This is a genomic window from Caballeronia sp. LZ001, assembly GCF_031450875.1.
Lineage (GTDB): Bacteria > Pseudomonadota > Gammaproteobacteria > Burkholderiales > Burkholderiaceae > Caballeronia.
The window spans coordinates 458,233-472,866 of sequence record NZ_JARTVX010000004.1; the positions used below are offsets into that span (position 1 = coordinate 458,233).

The following is a 14,634-nucleotide window of genomic DNA, read 5'->3' on the forward strand; positions in this document are numbered from 1 at the left end:
CCTGCGGAATGGGTATCGGTCCGGCGACGATCAAGCCCAGCGTTCCGTTCTTCGTTTGGGTGCCCTGCGGCGGATCGAGAAAGCGTCGAACCGATTGCTGTAGACGTCCGGGTAGCCGTACCCCACACACACCGAGAAGATCATCTGCCAAGCGGGGGTTGCAGAGCCGGTTTGTTCAGAATGGCCGTCGGACGACTGCTGGCGTTCCGTTTGCGTTCAACGAGAGCCAGTTTCGCGCGCTGCCGTCGGTGGCATCAGGATTGGTCGTATTGTTGTTAGCACGGTTAACTCAGAAGCCTTCTCCATCCGCACGCAACAGCACGGCGCTTGCGGGAAAGCCACCGACGTTCGTATGCTTGGCGAAGTAGCCATGGCAGCCGTTCGACTGCTTCTCACCGTTGAGCCGTCATAGCAAATCAAACCTTCCCATTGGCCGCGATGGGTCGACAACGGACCTATGACGTGGCCGTTTTGGAATCGGCACCCGGTGTTGAACCAGATGATGCAATTGCAGAAATTGCAGCAAGCGGCCCAGACTTTAGTTTCGTGAATGATCTCGGTCGATCCGCGGAATCATCACAGGGGGCGAAACCTTGCGGAACGCAATCCCTGACACCATTCGTTGGCGGAGATGTCATTATTCGGCGGCCCAACTTTCCGTTGTCGGCAGGTTTGCTCGTGGGATAACAAGGTGTTCGTCCACAAGGCGTCGAGCGCATAGGAAGGGATGCACGGCAAAGCGGCGCAGAGGTACGCTGAATGAGTCGAGCGTCCAAGGGGCCTTATGGGCATTGTGACCCGCATAGTCCCCGCAACTGTCCCCGAAAGCCCCTCACCATTGACGCAACACCGCCAACGGCTTGATGACTTGAGTTGAAAAGCTGGTGGGCCGGGTGGGGCTCGAACCCACTATCGGTCGATTATGAGTCGACAGCTTATACCAGTTAAGCTTCCGGCCCTTTTGAAAGCAGAGGGCAAAAAGAAAGCGCCATGGCGGCGCTTTCTCTAATACAAACGTTGCGCGACAACTGAAGGTTTGCGAGTTTGCCTCACAACGCCTTCCATTACAAGCCCATTGATCCGATCAGTTTCCTTCCAGGAATGACTTGAGCTTGTCCGAACGGCTAGGATGCCGCAGCTTGCGCAACGCCTTCGCCTCGATTTGCCGAATCCGCTCACGCGTGACGTCGAATTGCTTGCCGACTTCTTCCAGCGTGTGGTCCGTGCTCATCTCTATGCCAAAGCGCATCCGCAACACTTTCGCCTCGCGCGGCGTCAACGAATCGAGCACGTCCTTCACGACATCGCGCATGCTGGCATGCAGCGCGGCATCGGAGGGAGCCACCGTGTTCGTATCTTCGATGAAGTCGCCAAGATGCGAATCGTCGTCGTCGCCGATCGGCGTTTCCATGGAGATCGGCTCCTTCGCGATCTTCATGATCTTGCGGATCTTGTCCTCCGGCATCTCCATCTTCTCGGCCAGCGTCGCCGGGTCCGGTTCCAGCCCGGTTTCCTGCAGAATCTGCCGCGAGATGCGATTCATCTTGTTGATCGTTTCGATCATATGAACCGGAATGCGGATGGTGCGCGCCTGGTCCGCAATCGAGCGCGTGATGGCCTGGCGAATCCACCATGTCGCGTACGTCGAAAACTTGTAGCCGCGCCGATATTCGAACTTGTCCACCGCCTTCATCAGTCCGATATTGCCTTCCTGAATCAGGTCGAGGAACTGCAAGCCGCGGTTCGTGTACTTCTTCGCAATCGAAATCACGAGACGCAGATTCGCCTCGGTCATCTCGCGCTTCGCCTGGCGCGCCTTCAGTTCGCCCGCCGCCATCTGACGGTTGGTCTCCTTCAAGTCCTTGAGCGGTAATACGACGCGCGCCTGAAGATCCAAAAGACGCTGCTGCTGCTCGCGAATCGCGGGGATATTGCGCTCGAGCACGGCGCTATAGTCGTGCCCTTCGGCCACTACTTTGTCGCCCCACTCCAGATCCGTCTCGCTGCCCGGAAAGCGCGTGATGAACTCCGCGCGCGGCATGCCGCACTTGTCGACGACCGTGTGCAGAATCTGCCGCTCGACCTGGCGCACTTCGTCCACTTGCGCGCGCAGCGTGTCGCACAGGCGCTCGACGGTACGCGCGGTGAAGCGGATGCTCATGAGTTCGGTCTGAATGGCTTCCTGCGCCTTCAGATAGGCCTTCGACTTGTAGCCTTCCTTCTCGTAGGCGCGCCGCATCTTGTCGAACCATTCGCTGATGAGCGAGAACTTTTCGAGCGATTGACGCTTGAGCGCTTCGAGTTGGGCGGCGTTCGCGCTGGCTTGCGCCGCGCCATCGTCGTCGTCCTCTTCCTCGTCGCTTTCCTCGTCCGATTGCTGCTCTACGTCCTCGGTCTCTATCGCTTCGGCTTCCTGTTCGGAAAAACCGTCGGTGTCTTCCGCGTTCGGGTCGATGAGGCCATCCACCAGTTCGTCGACGCGCGTCTCCTCGTTCTGCACACGCTCGGCCATCGCGAGAATGTCGGCAATGGTCGTCGGGCATGCGGAGATCGCCATGACCATGTGCTTGAGGCCGTCTTCGATACGCTTCGCGATCTCGATTTCGCCCTCGCGTGTCAGCAACTCGACCGTGCCCATTTCGCGCATGTACATGCGCACCGGGTCGGTCGTTCGGCCGAATTCGGAGTCGACGGTGGAGAGCGCGACTTCGGCTTCTTCCTCGACTTCATCGTCGGAAGAAGCGTTCGGCGCGTTGTCGTTCAGAAGGAGCGTTTCGGCATCCGGCGCCTGCTCGTACACCGCCACGCCCATGTCATTGAACGTGCTGATGATGCCTTCGATCGCCTCGGTTTCCGTGAAGTTATCGGGCAGGTGATCGTTGATTTCGGCATACGTGAGGAAACCGCGCTCCTTGCCGAGTTTGATGAGCGCGCGAAGCTTCGAGCGGCGCTCCTCGATCTCCTCGACAGTGCCGGGCGCGCTCGACGCGAACGCGTCCTTCAGAAGCGCCTTTTCCTTCGCACGGCGGTCGCGAGCCTTGGCCTTTTCGACCTTCGCCGCAGGCGCGGCAGTGGGCTCCGCAGTTTGCGTTGCGTCGTCTTCGACGGGTACATCGTTCAGCTTTTTCGTCATGGAGTTCGCCATACAGGCTTTAGTCTCGACTCGCGGCTGCTGGACAACAGCCGATGGAACCGTAAATACCAAATGCGCACGCTGCATCGTCCTGCGTGCCCTGCCCGGGGCGCCATCGCGGTTGAATCCGTCGCGGTTCATCACGGCGAATTCGTCATACGCCCTTCACCACGATAGCAGCCGCTTCCCTTGCGCCCGTCTGTACGTCGGCGTGCTTTCCTGTCCGTTTCGTGTCGGAACAATGCTCAAACGCGTGCTGCGCACCGCTTTTACATGACTCCCACAGCCGATTCGGCCAGCGCCTTGCTGCAACTTCCCTGCTTCCTTCGCTAACTATTCCCCGCACCAATGAAGGGATTTCACCCTTCGAAACCGGAGAGGAATTGACAAAAAGCAACTACTTTTTAACATTTTATTATAGCATCTCGCTATCCGGCTTAAGGGCTAGCCGCCCGTCCCGCCTTGATCTGCGCGATCTTCGCTGAAAGCTCCGAGAACTCCGCCACCTCTTCCGGCGAAAGTCCCGGCTGCCGCGCCAGCAAATCCAGCCGCGCGCGATAACTGTCGTGTTGCAATTTCAGTACCGTAGCCTGCAACTCTTCGGCGAGCAGGCGTTTCTGCTCTTCCACACGCTGCGCGGCGTCCTCGTCGGACGAATCGCGCATCAGTAAATCCCGCACGTTTTCATCATAGGCGAGAATTTCCTGGAAGATATCCTCGTAGGTGGGCGCGTTTGCTGCGTTTCTCAAGATGTCTGAAAGCATCTGGAATTCTGCGCTCGCGCCCAGTTCGCGCGCATGCGCGATGACTTCGCTGAACAGTTCGCCATGCTCGGTCATGGTGACGAGCGTGCGTTCGCTGATTCGATCGAGCGATGCCGCGATGCCCGGATACATCACCAGATTGCGTAGCGCGCGCTGTTCCTGACCCGTGACACGCCGGCGTTCGCTCCTCGGCACCATCGCGCGGGCGACAGCGGCTGCACGCGAGTCGATGTCGCAAAGCGCGGCGATTTCCGTGAACGGCGTAGCGAGGCGGTCGGCCAGCATATGCAGAATCTGCACGCGCAACGCGTTGGCGGGCAGCGCCTGCAACAGCGGCTTCGCGTCGAACAGGGCCTTCGCGCGGCCTTCGGGCTGGTCGAGTTCCTTGTCGTTCAGCACCTCGTTGAGCAGAAATTGCGACAGCGGCATTGCGCGGTCGACTTGCTCACCAAAACCGTCGGCGCCGAATTCGCGCACATAGCTGTCCGGATCGTGCTCTTTCGGTAGAAACAGAAATTTGATCGTGCGGTTGTCCGCTGCGTGCGGCAGCGCGGCTTCGAGTGCGCGGCGCGCGGCGCGTCGGCCGGCGGAGTCGCCGTCGAAGCTGAAGACCACCGTTTCCGTCTGTCGAAAAAGCTTCTGTACATGGACCGGCGTGCAAGCCGTGCCGAGCGTGGCGACGGCGTTCGCGAAACCTAGCTGCGCAAGCGCGACCACGTCCATATAGCCTTCGACGACGAGCGCATAACCCAGTTCACGAATGGCAAGACGCGCCTCGAAAAGGCCGTAAAGCTCGCTGCCTTTGCTGAATAAAGGCGTTTCCGGCGAATTCAGATACTTCGGTTCGCCGCTGTCCAGCACGCGTCCGCCGAAGCCAATGACGTTGCCCTTCACATTTCGAATAGGGAACATCACACGTTCGCGGAAGCGGTCGTAGCGGCGCGCTTGTCCTTGCGCGTCGGTTTTTTCGCTGACGATTACGAGCCCTGCTTCCACCAGATTTTCATGGCGATAATCGGGAAACGCGCTTTCGAGATTCTGCCAGCCGTCGGGCGCGTAGCCCAAGCCAAAGCGCGCCGCGATCTCGCCAGTCAAGCCGCGTTTTTTTAGATAACCGATGGCGTTAGGCGCGCCGCGCAACTGTTTGCGATAGAAGTCGCAGGCGGTCTGCATGACTTCGGTGAGCGCGACGCTGACGGCCTTGCTCGGCGCGTTGGCATAGGCGTCACCGCCCGCGCCACCCGCGCCGCCGCGAAACGACGGCTCCTGCGGCACGGTCAGACCGGCCGACTGCGCGAGGTCCTTCACGGCCTCTGGAAACGTCAGCCCCGTATGCTCCATCAAAAAACCGATGGCCGTGCCATGCGCGCCGCAGCCGAAGCAGTGATAGAACTGCTTGGTCGGACTGACCGTGAACGACGGGCTCTTTTCGTTATGGAACGGACACAAACCCATGAAGTTCGCGCCACCCTTCTTCAATTGGACGTAACGGCCCACCACGTCGACGATATCGACGCGGTTGAGCAGGTCCTGCAGGAATGCGTGCGGTATCAACGTAGGCGAACGCCGCTGATTACTTGGCGAGCGCGGACTTGACCTGCGCGGAAACGGCCGTCATATCCGCCTTGCCCGCGAGCTTCGGTTTCAGCGCGCCCATGACCTTGCCCATGTCTTGCGGGCCGGCTGCGCCCGTTGCGGCGATGGCGGCCTCGACTTCAGCGGCGATGGCATCGGCGGAAAGCTGTTCGGGCATGTACGCCGCGAGCACGGCGAGTTCGGCGTTTTCCTTCGCCACGAGATCGTCGCGGCTGGCCGCTTGAAACTGGCTGATGGAGTCCTTGCGCTGCTTGATCATCTTGTCGACGACGGCGACGACGGCCGTGTCGTCGAGCGTGATGCGCTCATCGACTTCTCGCTGCTTGATGGCTGCGAGCAGCAGGCGAATGGTGCCGAGGCGCTCGGTTTCGCGCGCGCGCATGGCATTTTTCATGTCGTCGTTGATCTGATCCTTGAGGCTCATCGTTCACCCGGTGCAATTGCGAAATTCGCGATATTGAAAACCCGGCTGGCGCGACGCGTGCCCGTGCGGCTCCCGACCCTTTCCGCTAAAGCAAAAACCCGCTTGGGAATGCTTCCTCAAGCGGGACTTTGAGCGAGGCCGTTGAAACCGCGGCAAAGCTTGAGGCCATCGTGACGTCAGCCGGAGCGAAAGAATCCGTGCCCGAACGCGCGTTTCGAGGCGCCTTCGAACAACTACGGAATCCTCCGATAACCGTTCGAGTATAGCAGGCGCGATGGCGTTTCGAGACCGCGCCACGGCGGCCGTAACGACCCGTCTCAGGCGTGCGCGAACTCCGCCGCGGCCTTGCCCGCCGCGACGCCGGAAGCCCACGCCCATTGGAAGTTGTAGCCGCCGAGCCAGCCCGTCACATCGACAGCCTCGCCGATGAAATACAAGCCCGCGACGCGCTCGCTCATCATCGTCGTGGACGAGAGTTCGCGGGTATCGACGCCGCCGCGCGTGACTTCGGCCTTGCGATAACCTTCGGTGCCGCTCGGCGTGATCGTCCAGTCCGACAACGACGCGCCAAGGCCCTTGAGCGTGCGGTCGGGGAGATCGGCGAGGCGGGCATCGACGGAAACATGCTGCGCTTCGAGCCACGCGTGCGCGAGCCGTGCGGGAACGTGGTCCGCGAGAAAGTTGCCTATTTGTTTCTTCGATCCCGCCTTGGCTTCGAGCAGGAGCTCTGTGGCGTCGGCGTCGGGCAGGAGATCGACGTGGATCGGCTCCGACGTATTCCAGAAACTCGAAATCTGGAGCACGCCCGGACCGGACAGCCCGCGATGCGTCAGCAGCAAGTCCTCGTCGAATTCACCTCGCGTCTTGCCCTTGCCCGTGCCGATGCGAACCGGCAGCGACAGCCCCGACAACGCAGCGAACGGCGCCCAGTCGGCTGACGTGAAAGTGAGCGGCACGAGCGCGGGAAGCGTTTCGACTAGCTTGTGGCCGAACTGTTTCGCCACGCGATACGCGAAATCCGTCGCTCCGATCTTCGGAATGGACAAGCCGCCCGTCGCGATGACGAGCGCGGCCGCGTCGATTGCGCCCGCCGAGGTGTCGAGCGTGAAGCGCGCGCCGTCGTGCCGGATCTCGTGGACGCTCACCGGGCGCCGCCACGCGACGCTGCCGGCATCGCATTCGCTTTTGAGCACGTCGATGATGGTTTCGCTCGAATCGTCGCAAAAAAGCTGGCCTTTGTGCTTTTGATGCCATTTCACGCGGTACTGCTTCAAGAGCGCGAGAAAGTCGCGCGGCGTGTAGCGCGCGAGCGCGGAGCGGCAAAAATGCGGATTCGCCGACAAGAAGTTTGCTGGCTGCGCGTTGAGATTGGTGAAGTTGCAGCGGCCGCCGCCCGAGATACGGATTTTTTCGGCGAGACGCTCGGCGTGGTCGATCAGCACGACGCGACGCCCCGACTGGGCGGCGACTGCCGCGCACATCATGCCGGCCGCGCCCGCGCCGATCACGGCGATATCGAAGGATTCCATGGCGCGCATTGTAACTGGGGGGCGTCGTTACACTGCTATACTTTTCTGTTCCCTTCAAGCGCTCAACCCATGCTAGTTCTCGGCATAGAAAGCTCCTGCGACGAAACCGGCCTCGCCCTCTACGACACGGAGCGCGGCCTCCTTTCGCACGCCCTGCATTCGCAGATCGCGATGCATCGCGAGTACGGCGGCGTGGTGCCCGAACTGGCTTCGCGGGATCACATCCGCCGGGCGCTGCCGCTCCTCGAACAAGTCATGGCCGAGGCCCACGCCGCGCGCGCCGACATCGATGCCATCGCGTTCACGCAAGGTCCGGGGCTCGCGGGCGCGCTGCTGGTGGGCGCGAGCATCGCCAATGCGCTGGCGATGGCATGGGACAAACCGACTGTCGGCATTCATCATCTCGAAGGACACCTGTTGTCGCCGCTACTCGTCGATGCCCCGCCGCCGTTTCCGTTCGTCGCGCTGCTCGTATCGGGCGGCCATACGCAACTAATGCGCGTCACCGGTATCGGCGTCTACGAGACGCTCGGCGAAACGCTCGACGACGCGGCGGGCGAAGCCTTCGACAAGACCGCAAAGCTGCTCGGGCTGGGTTATCCGGGCGGGCCGGAAGTGTCGCGGCTGGCGGAATTCGGCACGCCGGGCGCGGTCACGCTGCCGCGTCCGATGCTGCATTCAGGCGATCTCGACTTCAGCTTCAGCGGCTTGAAGACCGCCGTGCTGACTCAAAGCCGCAAGCTCGGCGCGAATGTCTGCGAGCAGGCAAAGGCGGATCTGGCGCGAGGTTTCGTCGATGCAGCCGTCGACGTGCTCGTCGCCAAGTCGCTCGCGGCGCTCAAGAAAACCGGGCTGAAGCGGCTGGTCGTGGCGGGCGGCGTCGGCGCGAACCGGCAGTTGCGCGAGGCGTTGTCGGCTGCGGCAAGGAAGCGGCGCTTCGACGTGCATTACCCCGACTTGGCGCTTTGCACCGATAACGGCGCGATGATCGCGCTGGCGGGCGCGTTGCGGCTTGCCCGCTGGCCGGAGCAGGCCGGGCGGGATTATGCATTTACGGTGAAGCCCAGATGGGATTTGAGTTCGCTGGCGCGAGTTTGATCTTTGCGTGGCTTCGTGCGAAGTCTGGTTTGCTGAATGAACCGCACGACAATCTCGACACAGCCAAGGCCCACACGGATCGCAACACGCGACCAACGCCGGCCAACGAGCGACGCATGTGCCTTGCGCGCGAAGCGCGGCACGCACGCACGGCAATATTCGCGCGGCCACTGCATCGCCAAATGAGGAAAAGGGCGTCGCTCCAACGTTCATTTCGGCGGATTGAACGCCTGCACAACCGCCCCGAACGCCGGCAGCGCCTCACACCGATCGCCATGCGCGATCAACGCCGGCCAGCGATTCCCGCTGACCAACGCCCCATGCGCTTCGCGCACGAACCGCAGCGCACACGCAACGGCGATATCCGCGTGACCGATTGCATCGCCGAACCAGAAAGGCGTCGGTCGCGCCGCGCGATCCGCTTCCAGCACGTCGAGCACGCGTTCGATCTGCCCCGTGCAGCGCTCGACCCAAGCCTGCGACTTTTCCGCGTGCATCACGCGCTCGTAGACCAGCGCCACAGCCTTGTCCGCGAGACCCGTCGCGAGCGCACACACCTTCAGCGCCGCACGACGCTGCGCGCCGCTTTGCGCAATCATCGCGCGGTCGTCGCCGACGAATTCATCGAGATAGTCGAGGATCGTCGCGCTCTCGATCACCGTGTCGCCCGACTCCAGCACGAGTGTCGGCACGCGCGAGAGCGGATTGAACGGCGCGATCTTGCCGGCATCGCCGAAAGTCGACCACGGCCAATGCTCGTAGCCAATGCCATAAAGATTCAGCGCAATGGCCACGCGTCTGACAAACGGGGAATCGTATTGGCCGATGAGAATCACGACGCACTCCGCAAAGTTCGGGTCGAACAGTTTAAGCGCGCGCGGGCTTCGGAAACAATGGCCACGCGAGCAGCGCGCACACGCCCGCCAGCAGCCACACGCCCGGCCACGAAGTCGCCGCCAGCACATGCGGAATGACGAGCGGCGTCACGAACAAGCCCACGTAGACGGCCGTGTTGGTCATGCCGAGCGCCGTGCCGGCGCGCTGCATGCCGGCGAGCGTGGCGAGTTCGGTGTACGCCACCCCATGCCATGCCGATACGCAAATGCCCGCGAAGACCAGCATCGCCGCGAGCAAGTACGGAAGCTGCGCGACGCCCAGCGCGGTCGCCGCCGCCAACGCCACGAACGACACCGACGCGACCACCACCGATCCCCGCAAATACGCGCGCCGGTTGCCGCGACGATCCGTATGACGGCCGCTCCAGACGCGCATGATCATGGCGCCGAGTTGCAGCGCGCCCATCGTCGCGCTGATCGCCGCGACGCCGAAGTGTCCCGCGTCGTGCATGAAAACCGTCGCGAAGGTCAGCACCGCGAATTGCGGCACGCACAGCACGCCGATACCGAGCACCACGCGCCAGATCCGCGCATCTCTCAACGGCGCAACCGTCGTTGCCTGCGATACCCCCGCGTCCGCGCGATGCGACCTTTCCGGGGGCTCATGCAGCCAGCGCCAGGTGAATGCGCCGGAGATCGCGCACATTGCGGCGAGCGTGCCGAACACCGCGCCAAAACCGTGCGATGAAGCGAGCCACGGCAGCAACGCCGCGCCCAGACCGCCACCCATCGGCACGGCGGTTTGGCGGATGCTCATCGCGAGACCGCGCTCGCCTTCGCCAAACCACGCCATGACCGCGCGCCCGCTCGATCCGTTGACGCTTCCGCCGAGCGTGCCGAGCAGGAACATCGCGAAGACGAGCCAGCCGAGCGCGGGCGCCGCGCCGAAGCCCGACGGCACCGCGAAGACGCTCATGCCGAGCAGCACGGCAGCCGTCGCGAACAGTCCCGTCAGCAAGACGGGCCGGTCGCCCCAGCGGTCGGTGAGCAATCCCCAAGGAAGTTCCGATACCGCAAGCCCCAGCCCGAGCGCGCCGAGCACGAGTCCGACTTCGCCGTTGCCGAAGTGATAGCCGCTGCGCATCCAGACGGCCGTCGTCGGAATGCCGCCGATTGCCGCCGAAAAACTCGCGTTGGCGGCCACGCCCACGCCGAGCACTTTCCATCGATGCGCGCTCGAACGCGACGCTGCGTTCAAAGTTAAAGGAGTTGCCATGTCGCCGCCCTGTTCTCAATTTGACTGAACCCAGTGTGACGGCATACGATCATCCTGAAAATAGCAAAGTTTTGCATCGATCGTTCGATAAAACAGGATTGTTGCCATGACTCAAACCACGTTCGACCTCGCGGTTCTTCGCAGCTTCGTCGCGGGCATGGACTTAGGAAGTTTCGCCAAGGCCGCGGACCGCGTCGGTCGCTCGACTTCCGCCGTCAGCGCGCAGATCCGCAAGCTGGAAGAGCAGGCGGGCACGCCGCTTTTTCGTAAATCGGGACGTGGGCTCGCGCTCACCGACGCGGGCGCGGTGATGCTCGCCTATGCGCGCCGTCTCGTCGAATTGAACGATGAAGCGGCGGTCGCGGTGCGCGGCGTCGATCTCGAAGGCTGGATACGGCTCGGTCTGCAGGAAGACTTCGGCGAAGTTTTGCTGCCGGAAGTGCTGGGCCGCTTTGCGCGGGCGCATCCGAAAGTGCGAATCGAAGCGCGGGTGGCGCGCAACACCGAATTGCTGGAGCGCATCGAGGCGGGTCAGCTCGATCTCGCGCTCGTCTGGGGCGCAGGCAGCGCAACCGACGTTGGCAACGCGACCAGCCTCCCTCAACCGATCGCCGCGCCGCCGATGCGCTGGATCGTGTCATCGACAGTACCGTGGCATTTCGATCCGGACGAGCCGCTACCGTTGATCGCGTTCGACCGCCCGTGTCTCTTTCACAGCGCGGCGGCCGCAGCGCTGGATCGCGCGGGCATCAAGTGGCGCATCGCGTTCACGAGTCCGAGCCTGTCGGGATTGTGGGCGGCCGCCGCCGCAGGTCTCGGCGTGACGGTGCGCACGGCCTATGGCGTGCCAACCACGGTGCGCGCCCTCGAATGCGATGAGAGCGGCTTGCCGCCGCTGCCGTCGATTCCGCTCGCGCTGCATCGCGGAGCGGGCGCGGGATCGCCCGTGGTCGACCGGCTCGCGTCACTCGTGATGGATTCGGTGCGCGAAATGCACGCATCGACTCAAACCGTGGCGGCTTGAGCCTTCGCTCAACCGAGGCGCTTGTCGCGCTCGATCACCGCATACGCGCTGTGATTGTGGATCGACTCGAAGTTTTCGGCTTCGAGCACATAAGCGACGATCCGCGTATCGGCATTCAGCCGCGTGGCCACGTCGCGCACGAGGTCCTCGACGAACTTCGGATTTTCATACGCACGCTCGGTCACGAACTTTTCGTCGGGCCGCTTGAGCAAGCCCCACAATTCACACGACGCCTCTTCCTCGGCGATTCGCACCAGTTCTTCCACCGCGACTTCGCCCGCCAACTCCGCCGTGATGGTCACGTGCGAGCGCTGATTATGCGCGCCGTACTGCGAAATCTTCTTCGAGCAAGGACAAAGGCTCGTAACGGGGACGAGCACTTTCATGGTCATGCGCGTTTCGCCGTCGCGCTTTTCGGCGATAAAGCTCACGTCGTAATCCAGGAGACTCTGCACGCCCGACACCGGCGCGGTCTTCATGACGAAGTAAGGCAGAGTCACTTCGATACGGCCGGAATGCGCCTCCAGTTTCGTGAGCATCGAGACGAGCAGCGCACGCAGGGAAGTTTGATCGAGCGGCTCGCGATTTTCCTCGAGCAGCGCGACGAAACGCGACATATGCGTGCCCTTTTGCTCGGCGGGCAGATGCACGTCGAGATTCCATACGCCAACGCTCGGCTGCACGCCGTTTGCCGACCGCACCGACAACGGATGCCGCACTCCCTTCACGCCGACACGCGCAATGGCGATCTGACGCGTATCAGGCGTGCTTTGAACGTCGGGCATCACGAAGGCGGGATTCATCTGGTTCATTGATTCTTGTCCTTGGGCTCGCGCGGTCTTTCCTGAAAGCGCGCTTCATAACTCGTAAGCGAAAACGGCGCGGATTGCGGCCCGCGCCGTGTAGAGACTAAGTGCAAAGCACGGCGCGCCCCGAGCGCGCCGCGTCAGGCTGAAACGTCAGGCAACGCGCTTTTCCAGCTTGCCCGGCTGGGCGCTCACGACCGCGTTGAGAAAGCGCTCGCGAATGGATTTCGCGATACCTGCGCCGTCCAGACCGACGCTTGCAAGCAGCTTAGCGGGATCGCCGTGATCGATGAAGACGTCCGGCAAACCAAGCTGAAGCACGGGCTTCACGACCGAACTGGCCAGCAGCGCTTCGACGCATGCCGAACCCGCACCGCCCATGATCGCGCCTTCCTCGATGGTCACGAGCGCGTCGTGAGTGGCGGCGAGTTCGCGCAGCAAGTCGGCGTCGACAGGCTTCACGAAGCGCATGTTGGCCACCGTCAGATCCAACTCTTCGGCGGCAACGAGCGACGGCGCGACCATGGTGCCGAACGCGAGAACGGCGATGCGCTTGCCCGAGCCGAGTTTCTGCGACGACTCGCGGCGCACCTCGCCCTTGCCAAGCGGAATGGCGGTCATTTGTTTGACGGTTGCCACGCCCGTGCCCGCGCCACGCGGATACCGCACGGCTGTCGGGTTCGGCTGCTGAAGCGCGGTGTAGAGCATCTGACGGCATTCGTTTTCGTCGGATGCGGCCATCACCGTCATGTTCGGGATGCAGCGCAGGAACGCGAGGTCGTAATTGCCCGCGTGCGTTGCACCGTCCGCGCCGACGAGACCCGCGCGGTCGATGGCGAACACCACCGGGAGATTCTGCAGCGCGACGTCGTGGATCAACTGGTCGTACGCGCGCTGCAGGAAAGTCGAGTAGATGGCGACGACGGGCTTCATGCCGTCTGCAGCCAAGCCGCCCGCAAATGTCACCGCATGTTGCTCGGCGATGCCGACATCGTAATAACGATCCGGAAAGCGCTTTTCAAATTCGACCATGCCCGAGCCTTCGCGCATGGCAGGCGTGATGGCAACCACGCGCGAGTCTTGCGCGGCAGCGTCGCACAGCCATTCGCCGAACACCTGCGTGTAGGTTTTCTTCGAGGGCGCCGTCGACGGCTTGATGCCTTCGGCCGGATTGAATTTGCCGGGACCGTGGTAGAGCACCGGATCGGCTTCGGCGAGCTTGTAGCCTTGGCCTTTCTTGGTCACGACGTGCAGGAATTGCGGACCACGCAGTTCCTTGATGTTCTGCAGCGTCGGAATGAGCGAATCGAGATCGTGACCGTCGATTGGCCCAATGTAGTTGAAGCCGAACTCTTCGAAGAGCGTAGCTGGCACGATCATGCCCTTCGCGTGCTCTTCGAGCTTGCGGGCGAGATCGAGCATGGGCGGCGCGACGCGCAGCACGCGTTCGACACCGGCGCGCGCGGCGGCGTAGAAGCGGCCCGACATCAGACGGGCGAGATGACGATTCAACGCGCCCACGGGCGGCGAGATCGACATGTCGTTGTCGTTGAGGATCACGAGCAAGGGCACGTCGTCGGCGACGCCGGCGTTGTTCATTGCCTCGAAGGCCATGCCCGCGGTCATCGCGCCGTCGCCGATCACGGCGATGGAATAGCGGTTGTCGCCCTGCAGCTTGTTGGCGATCGCCATGCCGAGCGCCGCCGATATCGACGTGCTCGAATGCGCCGTGCCGAACGTGTCGTACTCCGACTCGCTGCGGCGCGGGAAGCCCGAGATGCCGTTCAACTGACGCAACGAGTGCATCTGGTCGCGCCGGCCTGTCAGGATCTTGTGCGGATAGGTCTGATGGCCGACGTCCCAAACGATACGGTCATTCGGCGTATCGAATACGTAATGTAGCGCGATGGTCAGCTCTACCGTGCCGAGATTGGACGAGAGATGGCCGCCCGTCTGCGACACGCTGTCGAGCACGTAGGCCCGCAGTTCGTCGGCAAGCGGCTGCAGTTGGCGTCGATCAAGGGCGCGAAGGTCGGCCGGATCGTCGATGGTTTTCAGCAAGTCGTACATCGTCGTCCCATTTTAGGAAAACTGGCGTGATTCGTTCAACGCGGTCATTGCGCCGTGGGGTTCGTCACGCATTCAACG

10 protein-coding genes and 1 tRNA gene are annotated in these 14,634 nt (G+C 62.5%); 2 read left to right on the top strand and 9 right to left on the bottom strand.

The genetic code is table 11. The features are described from left to right. Positions 1-882: 882 nt before the first annotated feature. From P9292_RS12465 to P9292_RS12485, 5 genes are all read right to left on the bottom strand, one after another. Positions 883-959, bottom strand: a tRNA-Ile gene (locus P9292_RS12465). Between the two features lie 125 nt (positions 960-1,084). Beyond that, positions 1,085-3,145 (bottom strand): RNA polymerase sigma factor RpoD, encoded by a 2,061-nt coding sequence (gene rpoD, locus P9292_RS12470; RefSeq protein WP_244829191.1) that lies wholly within the window; start codon positions 3,143-3,145, stop codon positions 1,085-1,087. A gap of 425 nt (positions 3,146-3,570) precedes the next feature. After that, positions 3,571-5,451: a DNA primase gene (gene dnaG / locus P9292_RS12475; protein ID WP_309959235.1), complete on the bottom strand. Its 1,881-nt coding sequence runs from the start codon at positions 5,449-5,451 to the stop codon at positions 3,571-3,573. 19 nt (positions 5,452-5,470) lie between these two features. Further along, the gene (locus P9292_RS12480; RefSeq protein WP_244829189.1) at positions 5,471-5,917 is read right to left on the bottom strand and encodes a GatB/YqeY domain-containing protein; all 447 of its coding nucleotides are present in this window, start codon (positions 5,915-5,917) and stop codon (positions 5,471-5,473) included. A gap of 317 nt (positions 5,918-6,234) precedes the next feature. Next, positions 6,235-7,446 (bottom strand): NAD(P)/FAD-dependent oxidoreductase, encoded by a 1,212-nt coding sequence (locus tag P9292_RS12485; RefSeq protein ID WP_309959236.1) that lies wholly within the window; start codon positions 7,444-7,446, stop codon positions 6,235-6,237. A 69-nt stretch (positions 7,447-7,515) separates the two neighbouring features. Between P9292_RS12485 and tsaD the strand changes: the two genes are divergently transcribed. Continuing rightward, the gene (tsaD, locus tag P9292_RS12490; RefSeq protein WP_309959239.1) at positions 7,516-8,544 is read left to right on the top strand and encodes a tRNA (adenosine(37)-N6)-threonylcarbamoyltransferase complex transferase subunit TsaD; all 1,029 of its coding nucleotides are present in this window, start codon (positions 7,516-7,518) and stop codon (positions 8,542-8,544) included. A 209-nt stretch (positions 8,545-8,753) separates the two neighbouring features. Here the strand turns inward: tsaD and P9292_RS12495 are convergent, their stop codons facing one another. Together P9292_RS12495 and P9292_RS12500 are read right to left on the bottom strand one after the other, a co-directional pair. After that, positions 8,754-9,380: a glutathione S-transferase family protein gene (locus P9292_RS12495; RefSeq protein WP_309959242.1), complete on the bottom strand. Its 627-nt coding sequence runs from the start codon at positions 9,378-9,380 to the stop codon at positions 8,754-8,756. 31 nt (positions 9,381-9,411) lie between these two features. Next, positions 9,412-10,656, bottom strand: a complete 1,245-nt coding sequence (locus tag P9292_RS12500) for an MFS transporter (RefSeq protein ID WP_309959244.1) — start codon at positions 10,654-10,656, stop codon at positions 9,412-9,414. A 106-nt stretch (positions 10,657-10,762) separates the two neighbouring features. Here P9292_RS12500 and P9292_RS12505 point away from each other — a divergent pair, with 106 nt between their 5' ends. After that, positions 10,763-11,680, top strand: coding sequence for a LysR substrate-binding domain-containing protein (locus P9292_RS12505; protein WP_309959247.1), 918 nt, complete (start codon positions 10,763-10,765; stop codon positions 11,678-11,680). Positions 11,681-11,688: 8 nt separating this feature from the next. Here the strand turns inward: P9292_RS12505 and folE2 are convergent, their stop codons facing one another. Further along, positions 11,689-12,492 carry a GTP cyclohydrolase FolE2 gene (gene folE2 / locus P9292_RS12510; RefSeq protein WP_309959250.1) on the bottom strand — a complete coding sequence of 268 codons (804 nt, stop codon included), beginning with the start codon at positions 12,490-12,492 and terminating at the stop codon, positions 11,689-11,691. 147 nt (positions 12,493-12,639) lie between these two features. After that, the gene (gene dxs / locus P9292_RS12515) at positions 12,640-14,556 is read right to left on the bottom strand and encodes a 1-deoxy-D-xylulose-5-phosphate synthase (RefSeq protein ID WP_244829182.1); all 1,917 of its coding nucleotides are present in this window, start codon (positions 14,554-14,556) and stop codon (positions 12,640-12,642) included. Positions 14,557-14,634 lie beyond the last annotated feature (78 nt).